The 19,021-nt window shown below is 55.7% G+C and carries 20 protein-coding genes; 1 reads left to right on the forward strand and 19 read right to left on the reverse strand.

From position 1 onward, the window contains the following. Position 1: 1 nt before the first annotated feature. Positions 2 to 835, forward strand: a complete 834-nt coding sequence (locus tag PHQ58_RS08035; RefSeq protein ID WP_300109527.1) for a MinD/ParA family protein — start codon at positions 2 to 4, stop codon at positions 833 to 835. A gap of 14 nt (positions 836 to 849) precedes the next feature. Here PHQ58_RS08035 and PHQ58_RS08040 read toward each other — a convergent pair whose 3' ends face one another. The 19 genes from PHQ58_RS08040 to PHQ58_RS08130 all read right to left on the reverse strand — a co-directional run bounded on the left by PHQ58_RS08040 (position 850) and on the right by PHQ58_RS08130 (position 18,855). Beyond that, complete coding sequence (locus PHQ58_RS08040; protein ID WP_300109530.1) at positions 850 to 1,740, reverse strand: DUF429 domain-containing protein; 891 nt, start codon at positions 1,738 to 1,740, stop codon at positions 850 to 852. 23 nt (positions 1,741 to 1,763) lie between these two features. Further along, positions 1,764 to 2,186, reverse strand: a complete 423-nt coding sequence (locus PHQ58_RS08045) for a BLUF domain-containing protein (RefSeq protein WP_300109533.1) — start codon at positions 2,184 to 2,186, stop codon at positions 1,764 to 1,766. A gap of 2 nt (positions 2,187 to 2,188) precedes the next feature. Further along, positions 2,189 to 2,890, reverse strand: a complete 702-nt coding sequence (gene folE, locus PHQ58_RS08050; RefSeq protein ID WP_300109536.1) for a GTP cyclohydrolase I — start codon at positions 2,888 to 2,890, stop codon at positions 2,189 to 2,191. A gap of 101 nt (positions 2,891 to 2,991) precedes the next feature. Further along, the gene (gene clsB, locus PHQ58_RS08055) at positions 2,992 to 4,194 is read right to left on the reverse strand and encodes a cardiolipin synthase ClsB (protein ID WP_300109539.1); all 1,203 of its coding nucleotides are present in this window, start codon (positions 4,192 to 4,194) and stop codon (positions 2,992 to 2,994) included. Between the two features lie 7 nt (positions 4,195 to 4,201). Beyond that, a complete protein-coding gene (locus PHQ58_RS08060) occupies positions 4,202 to 4,933 on the reverse strand; it encodes an endonuclease/exonuclease/phosphatase family protein (RefSeq protein WP_300109542.1) in 732 nt (243 codons plus the stop codon). Further along, complete coding sequence (nudB, locus tag PHQ58_RS08065) at positions 4,930 to 5,418, reverse strand: dihydroneopterin triphosphate diphosphatase (RefSeq protein ID WP_300109545.1); 489 nt, start codon at positions 5,416 to 5,418, stop codon at positions 4,930 to 4,932. The genes PHQ58_RS08060 and nudB overlap by 4 nt, the downstream gene beginning before the upstream one ends. Next, positions 5,411 to 5,728: a CcdB family protein gene (locus tag PHQ58_RS08070; RefSeq protein ID WP_300109548.1), complete on the reverse strand. Its 318-nt coding sequence runs from the start codon at positions 5,726 to 5,728 to the stop codon at positions 5,411 to 5,413. The genes nudB and PHQ58_RS08070 overlap by 8 nt, the downstream gene beginning before the upstream one ends. After that, positions 5,728 to 6,009, reverse strand: a complete 282-nt coding sequence (locus PHQ58_RS08075; protein ID WP_300109551.1) for a prevent-host-death protein — start codon at positions 6,007 to 6,009, stop codon at positions 5,728 to 5,730. The genes PHQ58_RS08070 and PHQ58_RS08075 overlap by 1 nt, the downstream gene beginning before the upstream one ends. 275 nt (positions 6,010 to 6,284) lie before the next feature. Further along, positions 6,285 to 6,737 carry a hypothetical protein gene (locus tag PHQ58_RS08080; RefSeq protein WP_300109553.1) on the reverse strand — a complete coding sequence of 151 codons (453 nt, stop codon included), beginning with the start codon at positions 6,735 to 6,737 and terminating at the stop codon, positions 6,285 to 6,287. Next, complete coding sequence (locus PHQ58_RS08085; protein WP_300109556.1) at positions 6,721 to 7,296, reverse strand: nucleotidyltransferase domain-containing protein; 576 nt, start codon at positions 7,294 to 7,296, stop codon at positions 6,721 to 6,723. The genes PHQ58_RS08080 and PHQ58_RS08085 overlap by 17 nt, the downstream gene beginning before the upstream one ends. A gap of 338 nt (positions 7,297 to 7,634) precedes the next feature. Then, entirely contained in the window at positions 7,635 to 9,449 is a 1,815-nt protein-coding gene (gene aspS, locus PHQ58_RS08090) for an aspartate--tRNA ligase (protein WP_300109559.1), read from the reverse strand. Between the two features lie 51 nt (positions 9,450 to 9,500). After that, positions 9,501 to 10,154: a DUF502 domain-containing protein gene (locus tag PHQ58_RS08095; protein ID WP_300109561.1), complete on the reverse strand. Its 654-nt coding sequence runs from the start codon at positions 10,152 to 10,154 to the stop codon at positions 9,501 to 9,503. Between the two features lie 12 nt (positions 10,155 to 10,166). Continuing rightward, entirely contained in the window at positions 10,167 to 10,481 is a 315-nt protein-coding gene (locus tag PHQ58_RS08100; RefSeq protein ID WP_300109564.1) for an FmdB family zinc ribbon protein, read from the reverse strand. An 81-nt stretch (positions 10,482 to 10,562) separates the two neighbouring features. Then, a complete protein-coding gene (gene ubiB / locus PHQ58_RS08105) occupies positions 10,563 to 12,131 on the reverse strand; it encodes a ubiquinone biosynthesis regulatory protein kinase UbiB (protein ID WP_300109567.1) in 1,569 nt (522 codons plus the stop codon). Further along, a complete protein-coding gene (locus PHQ58_RS08110) occupies positions 12,128 to 12,679 on the reverse strand; it encodes a hypothetical protein (protein ID WP_300109570.1) in 552 nt (183 codons plus the stop codon). The genes ubiB and PHQ58_RS08110 overlap by 4 nt, the downstream gene beginning before the upstream one ends. A 36-nt stretch (positions 12,680 to 12,715) precedes the next feature. Next, positions 12,716 to 13,696, reverse strand: coding sequence for a TIM44-like domain-containing protein (locus tag PHQ58_RS08115; protein WP_300109573.1), 981 nt, complete (start codon positions 13,694 to 13,696; stop codon positions 12,716 to 12,718). 24 nt (positions 13,697 to 13,720) lie between these two features. Continuing rightward, a complete protein-coding gene (ubiE, locus tag PHQ58_RS08120) occupies positions 13,721 to 14,452 on the reverse strand; it encodes a bifunctional demethylmenaquinone methyltransferase/2-methoxy-6-polyprenyl-1,4-benzoquinol methylase UbiE (RefSeq protein ID WP_300109576.1) in 732 nt (243 codons plus the stop codon). A 23-nt stretch (positions 14,453 to 14,475) separates the two neighbouring features. After that, entirely contained in the window at positions 14,476 to 14,889 is a 414-nt protein-coding gene (locus PHQ58_RS08125; protein ID WP_300109579.1) for a DUF971 domain-containing protein, read from the reverse strand. Between the two features lie 42 nt (positions 14,890 to 14,931). After that, positions 14,932 to 18,855 (reverse strand): FAD/FMN-binding oxidoreductase, encoded by a 3,924-nt coding sequence (locus tag PHQ58_RS08130; protein WP_300109582.1) that lies wholly within the window; start codon positions 18,853 to 18,855, stop codon positions 14,932 to 14,934. Between the last annotated feature and the right edge of the window lie 166 nt (positions 18,856 to 19,021).

Consider the following 19,021-nt stretch of genomic DNA (forward strand, 5'->3'; position numbering starts at 1 on the left):
AATGAGCGACGTATTGAACCCCTCCGTGCCTGAAAGCATTTCCGCCAGGGTACCTTTGAAACCGCTTGGCAAAGTGCTGGCGGTTACCAGCGGCAAAGGGGGCGTGGGTAAGACATTTGTGTCGGCTAATCTGGCGGCGGCTTTGGCCAAACGTGGACAAAAAGTACTGGTACTTGATGCCGATCTGGGCCTGGCCAACCTCGATGTGGTGTTAAACCTGTATCCAAAAATCACACTGCATGATGTGTTCACGGGAAAAGCCAAACTCGAGGAAGCCATTGTGCGTGCGCCAGGCGGTTTTTCGGTGCTACTGGCGGGTTCGGGCATGGTGGAATATTCACGCCTGACACCCAATGTGCGCGAAGATTTTCTGCGCATCATGTCCGGTCTGCTGCCGCATTACGACATTGTGTTGCTCGACACCGGTGCAGGCATCTCGGATGTGGTGCTGTTTGCCGTGTCACTGGCCTCTGAAGTGCTGGTGGTCGCCACCCCAGAGCCCACCTCGCTGACAGACGCCTACGCAACCATCAAGGTACTGGTAGGCGAGCAAAAACGCAGAATCATTCGCATGGTGATCAACCAGACGGCACGCATGGGAGATGGCCGAGCCATCACCTCCCAGTTGCAGCAGGTGCTTGACCGCTTTGTGGTGGCCAAGCCTGGTGAAAACGTGCGACTGGTTCACATGGGCGACATTCCGGCTGATCCGTCGGTGCGCCAGGCGGTCATGAAGCGCCAGTTGCTGGTTCAATCCTTGCCCGGCTGTCCTGCAGCGCTGGCCATCGGACAATTGGCAGCCAAGCTTGAAGAAACCCTGATCGCCAGACCTTAAGAGGCCTGGTGGATTCAGGCGGTGACGATCCAGCCTTCCAGCGCATCCATGTCAGGCGGCAAGCCGTAGCGCATGTCACCAGCAAGGTAACGGGTTTGCGCCCAGGCCGCCTGCATCAGACACAGCACCGCATCGAGTGCATCGCCACGCGCATCATCAACCAGCGCATCGCGCTGGGCATGTGAGAGCTTCAAACGCAAGTCCAAACGCGTGCGCCCCTGCTCCAGCGCCGTAATCAGGTCTTTGCGCGCAATCAGACGCTCTGGCGTTTGCAGCGCCTTGTCATCGCTTTTATAGCTGCGCTGCCCCAGAACTTCACGTGCCAACAGCCCAGGATAACCTTCCAGGGCTACCTTCAAAGGCGGGTCTGCTTCCCCCTCCTGAATGCCGGAATAAACATGCAGGCCAGGTAGCGTAGCCCCTGCGCGCATTAACAACGGCACACCGGCATGAAGCATGAACGCCACGGGCGGGTTCACCCATTTCATACTCGAACTCGACCCTGCCGGGCGATCCGTGGCACGGTGTGCAAACTTCCCCCCCACCGGGCGCGCGTTGCAAAAAGCTGAAAAAACGCTGCGGATTTGATCCCGGCTCAGCGCGCTGTAGTGCGCTATGCAGGCAGCCCAGTCTGTTGGCCAACCCAAGGACTGAACCAGTTCGCGCGGCAATCCAAACGGCAGGTCAAAGGCCCCAACCCAGGTACGTGGCTGCTCCAGCCAACTCCCAAATGCCGCAAGCGATGCAAAACTCTCCAGCTTCAACAATTGAATTCGCCCGTCTCGCAACATGCCAAGAGCCAGCACAATGGTTTTCCTGGCGTTGGGTGCACTCGAGAAGTCGCACCCCAACAGCAGTGCGCCATCTGCCAGGCCGTCACCTGGCTTTCCTGGGTGACTGGTCACAGACGAGGCGCGTGCGTGCAACCTCAGGACCGGCCGATGATGGACGCAGTCGCCATCAGTTCTTCAAGCAAGGCCAGCGACACCTTCCCCGACACTGAGTACGGATCAAGCTCAGGTTTTTCTGCATATTTGAGCAAAATGGACGCATTGATGCGGGTCATGTTGACCTCACCCATGGTCCAGCCGGCAAAGCGACGCTCTGAGATCTCATCGTATTGCAGCAATACCACGTCTTTGTGGCGCGCATCCCGCTGGATATGGCCATAAAGCTCACTGATCGCCATGCGCCCACCCTCAATGGCCTGCAAAAAAATACCGCCGCCGTAACACAACACACCCGTCACACCCGTGGCTGGATTGTGGTCACGAGACTGATGCAAGATCGATTCAATGGCTTCAGGACGCGTGTCCACCGCTCGGCTGGCATAAAGTAAACGAACCAACATGGTTAGCCTTTCTTGGGAATAAGTGACAAAAATTCGCGACGTAAATTGGCATCCTTCAGGAAGCTGCCGCGCATCACTGAATTGATCATCTTGCTGTCGACATCTTTCACACCACGCCAACTCATGCAAAAGTGACTGGCCTCCATGACGATGGCCAGACCATCAGGCTGGGTCTTTTGTTGGATCAGATCAGCCAGTTGGACCACCGCCTCCTCTTGAATTTGCGGACGCCCCATCACCCACTCGGCCAGCCGAGCGTACTTCGACAAGCCGATCACATTGGTGTGCTCATTGGGCAATACGCCAATCCACAACTTGCCCATGATGGGACAAAAGTGGTGGCTACACGCGCTACGTACGGTGATGGGGCCAACGATCATCAGTTCATTAAGATGCTCTGCATTCGGGAACTCTGTGATCGCTGGGGCAGTGACATAACGCCCCTGAAAGACTTCCTTGAGGTACATCTTGGCAACGCGGCGCGCTGTGTTGTCAGTGTTGTGGTCATGCTCAAAGTCAATAACCAAGCTGCTCAACACGCCTTTCATTTTCTCTTCGACTTCATCAAGCAGCAACTCAAGTTCACCAGGTTGAATGAAATCTGCAATGTTGTCATTGGCATGAAACCGCTTGCGTGCGGCCTGGACCCGCTCCCGGATTTTGACCGATACCGGGACGCCTTCATCTTGTTCAACTGGGTTCATGGTGGGGATGTAAAAATGATTGAAGAACAATCGTATCAGTGTTTTGATACTAAGGTTATTAGGTCATAGCCCTTATGTTTACTGGGCTATTAACTATTGATTTAATAGCGCTTACCTATCAGAAACAAAAGTGTCCGCATCACAAGGTAGGCCGTTGCGTCAAACATGCGCTGACGCAGGCTACGCATGGCATGTTCACTGGCGTCCACCAGGCGCGCATCAACGCTGATGGCGTGCTCCAAACGCTGCTGCAATTCTTTCGCAAACGGTGCATCTTGCACCACCACATTGGCCTCGCGAGCAAGCAACAAACTCAAGGGGTCAATGTTGGATGAACCCACGGTGGCCCAGCTCCCGTCCACAACAGCGACTTTGGCGTGCAAAAAACTCGGCACGTATTCGTAAATTTCAATGCCTGCGGCCAGTAACGGTGCATACAACGCGTTGGCCGCGTGGTATTGCATGAAATACTCGTAGCGCCCTTGCAGCAGCAAACGCACCCGCACACCACGTTTGGCCGCATGAATGAGACTTTGACGAATTTTTCGGCCTGGCAAGAAGTAGGCATTGGCGACAATGATGTCTCGCCGCGCCTCACCCAAGGCCTGCCGGTAGGCACGTTCGATGGCGCTGCGAAAACGCAGGTTGTCCCGCAACACGAGTTCAGCCATTGCGCCCCCGGCGGCCCCAGCAACTGGCATGGCTTGGCGCTTTGCCTCAACAGCACGCTGCAGATCATGCCAGGCGCCCACCCAGTCCACCTGCTTGGCACGCTGAGCCGCCCGCATGCGCCACCAAAACTGACTCATAGCCAGGTGCGTGGACTGCACCAATGGGCCAGTCACACTCACCATAAAATCAAAACGCGGTGCAGCCAGTGCGCCATAGTTTGGGTCAAACCAGTCATCCAGCACATTGATGCCGCCACAGAAAGCCACCTGGCCATCGACCACGCAGAGCTTGCGATGCAAGCGTCGCCAGCGACTGGGCACCAGCAAACCCAAACGCCCCAGCGGTTTGAACACGCGCCACTGCACACCCGCCGCAGCGAATCGCTGCGGCCACGGCGCAGGCAATTCAGCTGTGCCAATACCGTCCACAGCAACATACACCGCCACCCCACGCATCGCGGCACGCTCCAAAGCCAGCGCAACTTGCTCACCGCTGCCCTGCGGGTTGAAAATGTAGGTTTCCAGCCGAACCTCATGCAAGCTGGCATCCAGCGCCGCCACCAAGGATGTAAAAAAGGCCTCAGATCCTTGCAGCAGCTGCAACTGATGACCGCTTTGGCGCTGTGACTTCACCAAGCGCTCAATCCGTCAAGGCAAATTCAGCAATCAGTGGCAAATGGTCTGACATGCGCCCCCAAATGCGTCCGCGCGGCACAGTCAGGCCCATGGGTTTCAGGCCGCGGGCAAACACATAATCAAGCTGCGCCAGGGGCAAGCGCGACGGGAATGTTGCGTGCGGCACGCCCCAAGTGTGCAAATCCACCTGTGCCAGTGCATCTTGCACCAAGGTGCCCCAGTCATTGAAGTCACCGGCCACCAACAAGGGGGCATCCGGTTCAATTTCACGTTGAATAAAGCGCTGCAGCTGGGCCACTTGCCGCGCCCGACTGGCCTTGACCAAGCCCAAATGCACCACCAGCACATGCATCACACGCCCATGCACATTGAGCGTGACATGCAAAAAGCCGCGCTGCTCCAAACGGTGGTCAGACATGTCCTCATGTTGGTGCGTCAGGACCGGCCAGCGCGACAGCAGGGCATTGCCATGCTCACCATGGCGCGTGATGGCGTTGGTTCGGTACACCGCCTCATAGCCTTGGGGCGTCAGAAAATCGGCCTGCGTCTGCTCTGGCCACAAGGCGAAACGTTTGGCCTCAAGGCGGTTGTGTTGACGCACCTCTTGCAGGCACACCACATCGGCATCCAGCGACTCGACGGCCAGCGCCAGATTGTGAATCTCCAACCGACGCATCGGTCCCAGGCCCTGCACGCCTTTGTGAATGTTGTAGGTTGCGACCCGGACGATGTTCAAGTTTCACCTCTTGATTTTGCAAACCTTGGCAACAGCAAACACGCCTCGGCATTCGATGGAGAAAAACACAGCTGCGCCGCTTGCTGGTAGGGCAACCATTGGCAGTCCGTGTGCTCGCGCGGACTGAGTTTGATAGGTATGCCCTGCGCCACCTGCAAGCCAAACAGGTGCTCGGTGTTGTGCGTCACACCTGGTGCATAACGGTGCCGCCACCGTGGATAAATCTCATAAATATTTTCAAGCTGCCAATCCTGCAAGTTATCCGCCAAGGGGGCGCCCAACCTGCAATCAATACCCGTTTCCTCAAACACTTCGCGCCGCGCCGTCTGCTCAAATGTTTCTTGCAGGTCATCTTTGCTGCCCGTCACCGACTGCCAAAAATCGTCAACATCGGCCCGCTTGATCAGCAGCACCTCCAGCGCGGGGGTATAGATGACGACCAGCACCGACTGCGGAATTTTGAAGTTCACAGGCGTGTCAAACACCAGAAATCACGGCATCAAGGGCAGAGGCGATTTCGCTGGCCCGTGAATGCAAGTTTGTGACGGGGTTTTTGAGCAAACTGGCTGCAACGGGCGCAGCCAGATGCGGTTGGATCGTTAGCCGTTCTCCTTCGACACTGACAACGGGACATAAATTAACAGGCAAATGCGGCATCATCGAACCAACACGTGACAAAGGCAAAACCAATCGTGTCGCCAATTGATCCATCAAGGTACTTTGGACATCAACAACAAAAGGCACAAACTGGCGTGACTGGCGCAGTGGGTTGGTGTACACATCGTACTGAGCCATCAGACATCTCCCGGCCAAGCCACCAATCCTTCACACCACAAACCATGAGAGTCATGGTGTGCATTTTGCGCTGAGATCCAATCCTTGTATTTCTCATCAAATGCACGCTTGCGGTCTTCAAAGCTGACAGGGGCTTTCGCTTGTTGAAGCGCTTGGAAACCATCAAACGACATGATCACGCTATCGAGTCGCCCGTCTTTTTCAATGAACACAGGCTCATCTTTAGCTTTGGCACAAAAATAACCAAATCGGTTTTTCGCCTCTGTGGCGGTAACTTGCATCTGACACCTCTTGGGGTTAATTTAGCCATTTTAGCCATTCGAGTCAGCATGCCAGCAACTACTCATCAGTAAAGAAGTCCGTATCAATGCGTTTGAGTTCGTAAGAGCGGCTTTGTCATGTGTATCCATTAACGAAAAAGAGCGCCTATCAGACTAGCAGTTCCAATAAGGAGTTGCTAACGGCTCTTTTGGCCTTGATTTAAACCCTCTCTAAACAATCAGTTGAGAGAGGCTTATTACGTTGTTGCCCAAACCAAAACCCTGGCTGCCAATGCTTAGGCATTAGTTGTCGGCTCATTACCTGTGAGGGATTTGGCTTGAGGCAGATACTTTTCGAGGATAGAAACCATGGTCAGGGCCTCCGCCTTTGACACAGGAGGGAATGGCGAAGAATAGGACGTGCCGTTTCGACGCTCGTGCGCCCTTGTTATAAACGCGAATTCTTTGGTATCGACCTTCAGGTCCGTAGACACGCGCTGGATAGCTAGGTTGCGGCCTGCGTCTTTGGTGCGGACTTCGAAGAACTCAAGCACCGCCTGAACAACCTGGAAGTAGCCTTCATAGGCCATTGTGAACACCTGTAAGTGCTTTGCCTGGTCAAGCGCCTTTGCCGCAGCGAGATAGTCGGCTGCGTTCCGCAGAAAGCCGTCCACTGCGCCTGTCGTCGGTGCTACCGCCTCAAAGGCTTTGCTCTTTATGAGGTTGTCGTATTCATTCGGTCTGGACATGGGGAAGTATCCTTATTTTTGGCCCATTGGCAATCTGAGCAACCACGGGGTCCGACTGCAGGAGGGTCGCCCATTCTGCAGGCTCGTACAAACTAAAGTGAATCGGCCTGCCCAGACCTTGCTCGACTTTGTGCATTACCTCTGTCATCTCCAGGAGCGAAGCGGTTCCTACGACAATCAAGTCAACGTCACTTTTTCCCGTGTCAGTCCCTTTCACGACCGACCCGAACAAGAAAGCTTCTGTTACTTGCGGAGAAAATGAGGCGAGCGCTTCTTTGAGAGGTTCCGCCAGTGCAAATGACTTGCGAGCGATACTTGCGAGCTCTGAGTAAAGAATGAAAGAAGTGTTTGCGCGAATACTTCGTTGACGCCCTCGCCGCGGTTCATCTTGGAGAACCCCCGCGTCCACGAGACGGTCAATCTGCAGTTGCGTGTTACCGCGTCCGCTCGAGGCAACGCGCAACAATTCTTGAAGCGTGAACGAGCGCTCTGGGTGAAGTAAGGTGGCGCCCAACACCTTTTGGACGCTAGGCGTAAACAAGAAACTGGCAATGCTCACTACGTATCCCTAATTTGTGGACTGTCATCCACATTATAGGTATCTAATTTAAAATCCACAAGTAGTGGATAAATGTACACGGTTTGTGGATTTTGTATCTGAGTTTTTAGCAAAGGCTTGTCAGAACCCATGAAACTCACCGAAACGCTTTGTGAGATGCTGCAAAGTTTCTTTAGTAGCCGTTTCACCTGGAGAAGATTTTTCCTCCAGCAGAAAGGGGCTCCAATCTAAGACTGGAGCCCCTTCTAAAACAGTACAGTTGCTCTTACCAACTCCTTATTGGAACGGCTAGCCTATCAGAGCGCTCTTTGATTTTGCATCAAGCTACTTTTTGAAAGTTAATCGGCCTTGACTGCCTCAGGTGTACGCAGGCGAATGTGCAACTCACGCAATTGCTTTTCATCCACCGGTGACGGTGCTTGTGTCAAAAGACACTGTGCACGTTGGGTTTTGGGGAAGGCGATCACATCGCGGATCGACTCGGCGCCGGTCATCAACGTCACCACACGGTCCAAGCCAAAGGCCAGGCCACCATGCGGAGGGGCGCCGTATTGCAGGGCGTCGAGCAGGAAACCAAACTTCAGTTGAGCATCCTCAGGGGTGATCTTCAGTGCATCAAACACTTTTTTCTGCACTTCAGCACGGTGAATACGCACGGAGCCACCACCCATTTCCCAACCATTGAGCACCATGTCGTAGCCCTTGGAGATGCACTTCTCTGGTGCCGTCACCATGTAGTCCTCGTGACCATCTTTGGGTGCTGTGAAAGGATGATGCACTGCCATCCAGCGGTCCGAGTCTTCGTCATGTTCAAACATCGGGAAGTCCACCACCCACATCGGCGCCCAGCGGTCCTCAAACAAACCGTTTTTCTTGCCAAACACGCTGTGGCCAATCTTGATGCGCAAAGCACCAATTGCATCGTTGACAATTTTTTCCTTGTCAGCGCCAAAGAAGATCAGATCACCATCCTCAGCGGCAGTACGTTCCAGCACGGCATTCAGTGCAGCATCATGGATGTTCTTGACAATCGGGCTCTGCAAGCCATCACGCCCTTTGGTCTTGTCATTGACCTTGATATACGCCAGGCCCTTGGCGCCATAAATCTTGACGAATTCAGCGTAGGCATCGATCTCACCACGGCTCAAGCCACCCGTCTCACGGGCACCGCCTGGCACACGCAAGGCCACCACACGGCCACCCTTCATGGTGGCGGCGCCTGAAAACACCTTGAAATCTACATCGGTCATCACATCGGTGACTTCGGTGAACTCAAGCTTGACGCGAAGATCGGGCTTGTCAGAGCCATAACGATGCATCGCTTCCTGGTATGTCATGACCGGGAATTCACCCAGGTCAACGTTGATGGTGTTCAGGAACACCGTCTTGATCATGCCCTGGAACATGGCGCGAATTTCCTCCTCGTCCATGAACGAGGTTTCAATATCGATCTGGGTAAATTCTGGCTGACGGTCAGCGCGCAGGTCTTCGTCACGGAAGCACTTGGTAATTTGGTAGTAACGATCAAACCCGGCCACCATCAACAACTGCTTGAACAACTGTGGGCTTTGTGGCAACGCAAAAAAGTGGCCGTCGTGCACACGGCTGGGCACCAGGTAATCACGCGCGCCTTCAGGCGTGCTCTTGGTCAGCATGGGTGTTTCGATGTCCACAAACCCATTGGCATCGAGAAACTTGCGGACTTCCATGGCCACGCGGTAGCGCAGCATCAGGTTGTTTTGCATGTAGGGGCGACGCAGGTCGAGCACGCGGTGCGTCAGACGGGTCGTCTCGCTGAGGTTTTCTTCGTCCAACTGGAACGGAGGGGTCACCGAAGGGTTCAGAACCGTGAGTTCATGGCACAGCACCTCAATTTTCCCACTCTTCAAGTTCTCATTCACCGTGCCGTCTGGGCGCGCACGCACCAGGCCCTTGACCTGAATGCAAAACTCATTGCGCAGGTCTTCTGCCACGCCAAACATCTCGGCACGGTCCGGGTCACAGACCACTTGCACATAACCTTCGCGGTCACGCACATCGACAAAAATCACGCCGCCATGGTCGCGCCGACGGTTCACCCAGCCACACAAGGTTACCGCTTCGCCCATCAAGGCTTCAGTTACCAGACCACAATAATGAGAACGCATTGCCATAAAACTGCTTTCATTGGCCACCCAGGACAGGTGGCGGGGTTATCAAAATAATTATTTGGGCAAATTGCCCGTAAAAGATGCAGGCGCCACAGAACCCATCGAGATCACATAGGTCAGCGCTTCGTCCACACTCATCTTGAGTTCAATCACATCGCTGCGCGGCAGCATGAGAAAAAAACCGCTGGTCGGATTGGGCGTCGTGGGCACATAGACGCTGACAAAGTCCGAACCCAGGTGCGACGCAACTTCGCCGCCAGGAACACCTGTGTGGAATGCAATCGTCCACGACCCGGCCCGCGGGTATTGCACCAGCAAAGCCGTACGAAACGCGTTGCCATTGCTCGAAAACAGCGTGTCGGACACTTTCTTGACGCTGTTGTAAATGGTCTTAAACACCGGGATCCTGGTCAAGAGCCGATCCCACTGAACCAGCCACCAACGCCCTGCCACATTGGACACCAAGGCACCGGTGATCATCAGCGCACCAAACACCAGCACCACGCCCAAGCCTGGAATATGCTTGAAGCGCTCAAGCAACCCTGAGGAAACGTCGGACACCACGGCCTGTAAACCGGAAACTAGCCCGATGAAAATGCCATCCAGCAAACCCACCAACCACAACAGCACCCAGATGGTGATGGCCAATGGCAACCAGACCAACAAGCCTGTCAAAAGGTATTTTTTAAACGGCACGGTAACTTTCAAAAATCGGTTTGGCTAATGGCACGCACAGCCTGTGCTGCAACCGCCGCCTGAAGCAGCAGGTGCATCAGGCTTGGACACAGCAGGAGCTGCGGCACCGGCATCCGCAGCAACTGCGGCAGGAGCAGCCACAGCCGCACCGCCACTGCCACCCTTGAAATCGGTCGCATACCAACCGGAACCTTTCAACTGAAAACCCGCTGCGGTCAGCTGTTTGGCAAACGCAGGTTTGCCGCATTCGGGGCAATCAGTCAAAACGGGGTCAGACATTTTTTGCAACACGTCCTTGGCAAACCCGCAGGCGCTGCATTTGTAGGCATAAATAGGCATGGTGTCCAGACTTGAAGAAGTTTCGCAAAGCTTGCGATTATAAATCTGCACTGTCGTGTGCAGAAAGGCGAGGCACGATGCCTAAAAAAGACGGACCCGCACCAGCAGTTGCATCACGATCAGGCCCAGCACAAAGCCAATGGCGCCATAAATGAGGGTTTGCAGCAGTCGATTGGTTCGTTTTTGCTCGGCCAACAACGCTCGCAACTCAGGCGAACTGGAGGATGACGGTGGATGCTTCAAAAACTCAAACAACAGGCGCGGCAACTCTGGCAGCAATTTGGCATACAAAGGCGCTTCATTGCGCAGCTCTTCGAGCAACTTTTTGGGACCGATCTGCTCAAGCATCCATTTTTCAAGAAATGGTTTGGCCGTGTGCCAAAGGTCCAGTTCGGGGTCCAGTTCCCGTCCAAGACCTTCAATATTGAGCAAGGTCTTTTGCAGCAGCACCAGTTGCGGCTGAATTTCAACCTGAAACCGCCTGGACGTCTGAAACAGGCGCATCAGGACCATCCCTAAGGATATTTCCTTCAATGGCCGGTCAAAGTAGGGCTCGCAGACAGAACGAACAGCGGCTTCGAGTTCATCCACCCGGGTTGACGCAGGTGCCCAGCCAGACTCAATGTGCAGCTCTGCCACCCGTTTGTAATCACGCCGAAAAAACGCAGTGAAGTTTTGCGCAAGGTATTCCTTGTCGACGGCAGTGAGCGTGCCCACAATGCCAAAGTCAAGCGAAATATACCGACCAAAAGTTGCCGGCTCAATGCTGACCTGAATGTTGCCTGGGTGCATGTCGGCGTGAAAAAATCCATCGCGAAACACCTGGGTAAAAAAGATTGTGACCCCATCGCGTGCCAGCTTGGGGAAATCAATGCCCGCTGCGCGCAAACGCTCAACCTGATTGATAGGGATACCCTTCATGCGCTCCATCACCATCACATCAGGCATGCAGTAGTCCCAGAACATCTCGGGAATCATGACCAGATCAAGGTCTGCCATGTTGCGTCGCAACTGTGCGGCGCTGGAAGCTTCACGCACCAGATCGAGTTCGTCGTGCAGGTACTTGTCAAATTCAGCCACCACTTCACGCGGCTTCAGACGTTTGCCATCGTCCGAAAAACTCTCCACCCAGCCAGCCATCATTCTCAGCAAACCAAGGTCTTTGTCGATGATCGATGCCATACCAGGGCGCAGTACCTTGACCGCGACATCACGGTGGACGCCCTGCTTGTTTTTCAGTACCGCAAAGTGCACCTGTGCAATTGACGCACTGGCCACGGGCTCGCGCTCAAACGATACAAAAATATCTGCAACTGGTTTTTTAAAAGCGCGCTCAATGATGCCCACCGCCACTTCACTGGCAAACGGTGGCACCCGGTCTTGCAACATGGCCAGCTCGTCGGCAATGTCTACCGGCAACAGGTCGCGCCGGGTCGACAACACCTGACCAAACTTGACAAAAATGGGGCCTAGGCTTTCAAGCGCCATGCGAATGCGCTGACCGCGCGGCGCATCGAGCTTGCGTCCGATGGTCAACACGCGCACCACAACCGTTAACCAAGGCTTCTTGAAACTGGTCAGCACCAGCTCGTCCAGGCCGTAGCGCAACATCACCCAGAGGATGAAGATCCCTCGAAAAAGACGCGTCATTTGGCCGACTTGCCCGGCACAAAGGCCGCAGCCTTTGTCATGAACTGTCGCAGGCTCCCCGTCATGGTCTGCGCCATCTGGCTCAAGGTGTGTGCCGGCACATCACCCATGACCCGGGCCAGATCTTCTTCCAGATCCCAGCGCACATGCTCCGTGAGCCAATTGACCTCGGCAGCCAATTGCACGTCACCCTCAATACGTACGGCGGGTTTGTCGCCACGCAGCGCAGCTTGCGCCAGTGCCAACGGCGACTCGTCGGTGACCGTCATGACCAGGTCTGGCGCAGTGACTGGCTCGGCCAGATCCAACAAACCAGCCGGTGTGGCGACTAGCTTGAAACTGAAGGCGCGCCATTGCACCAGCATCACCTGGCCTTTTTGCCGCGCCAGCCGCGCCATGGCCTCAGATTCCTGCATCAACACATGGTTGAGTAGCAGCACGACGCGTCGCTGGACCTCGTCGACCGCCCATGAAGGCGGCTGCAAGTTAGGAAGGGGGAGCTTCTGGAGGAAACCCTCCAGGAATGAAAAAGGGGACTGTGTTGCCATAGTCCCCGATTATTCCCCGAATTGGGCGCAATTTATTTATTGCAATGCCTGAACCCCTGCAACCAGCCAGCCATTGCTGCCATTTTTTGCCTTGGTCATGTTCCAGACTTCACGGAACGGGCTGGGACCACTGGATGGCTCTTCGCGGATCATGCCGGAAAACTCGACGCTGGCCATGTAATCGTCACCCAAATCTTCAATGCCCAGTAAATGGGCCTCAATCATCACCACCTCAGTGAGGTTGACCGGGCCACCCGTGTGGGCCTCGCGCTCAGCCAACTGGGCCTGGATTTCTTTCAGCATGGTGTCGGTCATCATCACGCGCAGGGCGCCAACGTCGGACTTGTCCCACGCGGCCTGCAGCGACACAAAGTTAGCCTTGGCCGACTTCAAGAAACCCTCACTGTCAAAGCCCGCCGGAATACCCCAGGTTTGCGCACCCGACAAGCCTGAGCCGATCAAGGAGCCAGACACTGCGGGCATCGTGGTCGACCCATCAAACGCAGCGGGACCACTGCGCTCCCAAGGCCGTGCGGACGCATCGTTGCCGACGTTTTCAGGGCGATAGCTGGTGGGCACAGGAGGCTGGCCACTGGCACCTGCGCCCTGAAACGCGAACGGCGATACCATTTGAGGCGCAGCTTGTTTTTTACGCCGCATAAACCAACCCACCGCTACCATGATCACCAGTGCCAGCAGGGCAAACATCATGAACTGTCCCATGGCAGCCCCCAAACCTAGCGAACTTGCCAGCCAGGCCAACCCCAACCCTGCGGCCAACCCGCCGAGCATCGCACCCCAGGGTTTCTTTGGTGCCGCTGCAGCGGCCGCTGGCGCTGCCTTGGCGGTGTTATTGACGCCCTGCGTTGGCGCGGCGGCTGGCGGTGTCGCCTGGCGCTGCGTGACATTGCTGGATTGCTTTCCAAATGACGAGCCGCCGCCGAAGCGTTTAGCCGCATCTGCATGGCCAGCCACAAGAACCAGACACATGGTCAAAACCGAAAGCCAACGTTTCATAACATCTCCAAAATTAGATTTAGATCAACATTTAATGCCGACGTGCAAGGCTACCAGACCACCCGTCAAATTGTGGTAATCCACATGGCCAAAGCCATTAGCCTTCATCAGGGTTTTGAGCTCTTCCTGGCTTGGGTGCATGCGAATCGACTCGGCCAGGTACTTGTAACTCGACGCATCGCCGGCCACCCATTCACCCAGCTTGGGCAAGACCTTGAACGAGTACCAGTCATACGCCTTTTCCAGTGGCTTGGCCACTTTGGAAAATTCCAGCACCAGCAGCTTGCCACCGGCTTTCAGCACCCGGTTCATCTCGTTGAGCGCAACATCTTTGTGCGTCATGTTGCGTAAACCGAAAGCCACAGTGACCAAGTTGAAATGACCATCAGGAAACGGCAGTTTTTCGGCGTCACAGACCACCGTGGGTAGCACCACCCCTGCATCTACCAAGCGGTCACGCCCGGTGCGCAGCATGGCTTCGTTGATGTCGGTGTGCACCACCTGGCCAGTTTTTCCCACCTTCTTGGCAAACGCCAATGCCAGGTCACCCGTGCCACCCGCAATGTCCAGCACCTTGTCGCCTTCATGCACATTGGCCACCATGACGGTGTAAGCCTTCCAGGCGCGATGCAGGCCCATCGACATCAGATCATTCATCAGGTCGTATTTGGGCGCAACCGAATCGAACACGCCCTTGACGTGACTGGCTTTTTCCGCTTCTTCAACGGTTTGGTAACCAAAGTGTGTGGTACTCATGGGTGTCGTGCTAAAAATTGAAGTCAGTGGCTAGCGCAGCTGGAGCCGGCCTTTTCTGGCATGGGCGCATCACGGTCAACGCCGGCGGCTTCAAGCCTGGCGGTGTAGTCCGCCCACAATTTGTCTTGCTGCGAGCCCAGGAAATACAGGTAATCCCAAGAAAAGATGCCTGAATCATGGCCATCAGAAAACGCTGGCTGAATCGCGTAATTGCCCACGGGCTCCAGCCCTGCCAGCGTCACATCACGCTTGCCGGTTTGCAAGGTTTCTTGACCTGGCCCGTGGCCCGCGACCTCAGCGGAGGGGCTGTACACCCGCATCAACTCAAACGGAATCCGAAACGCGGCGCCATCAGAAAAGCTGATCTCCAGCACACGCGATTGGCTGTGCACCGTGATGTCTTGTGGCGCGGGCGCGCCATTTTGTAAACCTGCCATGACATGTCACCTCTTTTTTCAGTTTTAAGAACCGTCTGCAAATCAAACCAGCACGCGCTCAATGCCGCCGTCGTTGGCGACTTTGACGTAATCCGGCATCCACTGCTCGCCCAAAATCTGGCGGGCCATTTCCACCACAATGTAATCGGCTTCCAGCAATCCGTTCTGCAGGTCTTCGCCGAACCGGCTCAAGCCCTGCAAACAGGCGGGGCAAGAGGTCAGTATCTTCAGGTTATCTTTGGCACCCACACCAGGTTTCTGGCGCAACTGCGCCTCACCCTTGAGGATTTCTTCTTCCTTGCGAAAACGCACCTGGGTCGACACATCTGGGCGGTTCAAGGCCAGCGTGCCTGACTCACCGCAGCATCGGTCCGACTGAATCACGTTATCGCCCAGCAAGGCTTTCACAGTCTTGATGGGTTCTTGCAACTTCATCGGGCTATGGCATGGATCGTGGAACAAAAATGCCCCGGCATTGGCCAGTGTGATGCCTTTTTCCAGCAGGTACTCATGGATGTCGATGATGCGGCAACCTGGGAAAATTTTCTCAAACTCGTAGCCTTGCAACTGGTCATAACAGGTGCCGCAGCTCACCACCACGGTCTTGATGTCAAGGTAGTTCAGTGTGTTGGCCACCCGGTGAAACAGCACCCGGTTGTCAGTGATCATCTTCTCGGCTTTGTCGAACTGGCCAGCGCCACGCTGCGGGTAACCACAGCACAAATAGCCCGGCGGCAGCACGGTTTGCACTCCGGCGTGCCACAACATCGCCTGGGTCGCCAAACCCACTTGACTGAACAGGCGCTCCGAGCCACAACCGGGAAAGTAAAACACCGCTTCGGTCTCGGCCGTGGTGGTCTTGGGGTTACGAATGATCGGCACGTAGTCTTTGTCTTCAATGTCGAGCAAGGCGCGTGCTGTTTTCTTAGGCAAGCCGCCAGGCAGCTTCTTGTTAATGAAGTGAATCACTTGCTCTTTGATGGGCGCCGTGCCCAAGGACGCCGGTGGTGCCTTGGTTTGCTTGCGCGCAATGACTTTCAGCACATCGGCGGCCAAGCGTTGCGACTTGATGGCCAGGTTCACCATCACCGAACGCGCGATTTTGATGGTCTCAGGGTTGGTGGCATTGAGCAAGAACATGGCCGCAGCGCCCGCCGGTCTGAACGTTTTTTTGCCCATTTTGCGCAACAGGTTGCGCATGTTCATTGACACATCGCCAAAATCGATGTTGACCGGGCACGGGCTCAGGCACTTGTGACACACGGTGCAATGGTCGGCGACGTCTTCAAACTCCTGCCAGTGTTTGATCGACACTCCGCGACGGGTTTGCTCTTCATACAAAAAGGCTTCTACCAACAGCGAAGTGGCCAGAATCTTGTTGCGCGGGCTGTACAACAAATTGGCGCGCGGCACGTGGGTGCTGCACACTGGTTTGCACTTGCCGCAACGCAGGCAGTCTTTCACACTGTCGGCAATGGCGCCAATGTCCGACTGCTGCATGATCAGCGATTCGTGCCCCATCAGACCAAAACTGGGGGTATAGGCGTTGGTCAGGTCGGCATATATAGCATCAGGCTCTAGCCCTTTATTTATATTCGAAGACAGCTCTTTATTTCGCAGCAACTTGCCTTTGTTAAATCGCCCTTCCGGGTCAACCCTGGCTTTGTAATCGGTGAATGGCTGCAACTCGGCATCGCTCAAAAATTCCAGCTTGGTGATGCCAATGCCGTGCTCGCCCGAGATCACACCGTCCAGTGCACGCGCCAGCGCCATGATGCGTTTGACCGCGCCATGGGCTGCTTGCAACATGTCGTAGTCGTCGCTGTTGACGGGAATATTGGTGTGCACATTGCCGTCACCCGCGTGCATGTGCAAGGCCACCCAAACACGGCCTTTGAGCACGCGCTGGTGAATGGCGTTGCATTCTTTCAATATCGGCTCAAACGCCACGCCGCTGAATATTTGCTGCAACGGCTGGCGAATCTGCGTTTTCCAGCTGGCGCGCAAGGAATGGTCTTGCAACTGGGTAAAGAGGGGTGCCACTTCCTGCAGCCACCCGGCCCACAGCGCACGCACATTGGCCAGCAGGTCCAACGCCTGCGCCACACGGTCTTCCAACAACTCGGCGGCCGAAATCTCGCCAGCGTCGTCTTGCCGACCCAGCGGCAGATTGCCCTGGCTAAAAAAGTCTTGCAGTGCGTCACACAGGGCCAGCTTATTTGCCAGGCTCAGTTCGATGTTGATGCGCTCGATACCGTCGGTGTACTCGGCCATGCGCGGCAGCGGAATCACCACGTCTTCGTTAATTTTGAACGCGTTGGTGTGTTTGCTGATGGCGGCGGTGCGCTTGCGGTCAAGCCAGAATTTCTTGCGGGCTTCTGGGCTGATGGCAATAAAACCCTCGCCGCTGCGTGAGTTAGCAATGCGCACCACCTCGCTCGTGACACGCGCCACGTCGTCTGCATTTTCACCGGCGATGTCGCCAAACAGCACCATTTTGGGAACGCCGCCGCCGCTCAAGGCAGCGCCGCGTTTGCTCTTGGTGGCGTAGCCCACGGCTTTTAGGTAGCGGTCATCCAGATGCTCCAACCCGGCCAGCACCACACCCGAGCGTTTTTGCTCGGCGAACATGAAGTCCTTGATTTCCACAATGCTGGGCACCGCATCCTTGGCGTTGCCAAAAAACTCCAGGCACACCGTGCGCGTGTGCGCAGGCATTTTGTGCACCACCCAGCGCGCGCTGGTGATCAAGCCGTCGCAGCCTTCTTTCTGAATGCCGGGCAAGCCGCTCAAAAATTTGTCGGTCACGTCCTTGCCCAGGCCTTCCTTGCGAAAGGTCTTGCCGGGAATGTCCAACCGCTCGGTTCGAATGGGTGTTTTGCCGTCGGCTTTGAAATATTGAAGCTCGAAACTGGCCACCTCCACGTCATGGATCTTGCCCATGTTGTGGTTGATGCGTGTCACCTCCAGCCATTCGGCCTGCGGTGTCACCATGCGCCAGCTCGCCAGGTTGTCCAGCGCCGTGCCCCACAACACGGCTTTTTTGCCGCCGGCATTCATGGCAATATTGCCGCCGATGCAAGAGGCTTCGGCAGAAGTCGGGTCCACCGCAAAGACAAAACCGGCACGCTCAGCGGCGTGTGCCACACGGTTCGTTACCACGCCAGCCTCACTCCAGACCGTGCCTACCTCATGGTCCAGGCCCGGCAACTTGAGCATCTCGACCTCGGTCATGGCCTCAAGCTTTTCGGTGTTGATGACCACGCTCTTCCACGTCAGCGGAATCGCGCCACCGGTGTAACCCGTGCCGCCGCCACGCGGGATGATGGTCAGACCCAGCTCAATACAGCCTTTGACCAGATGCGCCATCTCGGCCTCGGTATCGGGCGTGAGCACCACAAACGGGTATTCCACGCGCCAGTCAGTAGCATCCGTCACATGGCTGACGCGGCTCAGGCCGTCAAACTTGATGTTGTCTTTGGCCGTGAGCTTGGCCAGCACCTTTTGCGCCTTGCGCCGCAACATGGCGGTTTCTACGAAATGCGCATCAAACGTCTGCACAGCCTTGCCCGCCGCTGCCAGCAACTGCCCCACCAGAGCATCACGTTCAGGGTCGGTTTCGGGCGTGCGGCGCTTTTGCACCTCGCTCAGGCGGTGCTGCAAGGCTTCCACCAGCAACACCCGGCGTTTCGGGTTGTCCAGCAAGTCGTCTTGCAGGTAGGGGTTGCGTTGCACCACCCAGATGTCACCCAGCACCTCATACAACATGCGCGCCGAGCGGCCAGTGCGGCGCTCATCACGCAGTTTGTTCAGCCAGTCCCAGGCCGTTGCACCGAGCAGGCGAATAACGATTTCGCGGTCAGAAAAAGAGGTGTAGTTGTAAGGAATTTCGCGAATGCGTTCCTGTCCGTGCGGCGCAACAGCGCCAGCAGGCAACAAAGACTTGAGCGGTATTGGGGCGTTCATCGGGTATTTTATTGCAGCCTTTATGGGCATTTGAGTGGGCGTTTGAGCCCTGTCATAGGCACGCCCAAGCTGGGCTGGCAATGTTACCGCAGTGCAACATTGCCCTACTCGGGTGATGGTGACCCTGTGGAAACCCTGATGCACACGCCGCAAGAATCCGCGTTTA

It is taken from the genome of Rhodoferax sp. (genome assembly GCF_028688795.1).
Taxonomy (GTDB): domain Bacteria; phylum Pseudomonadota; class Gammaproteobacteria; order Burkholderiales; family Burkholderiaceae_C; genus Rhodoferax.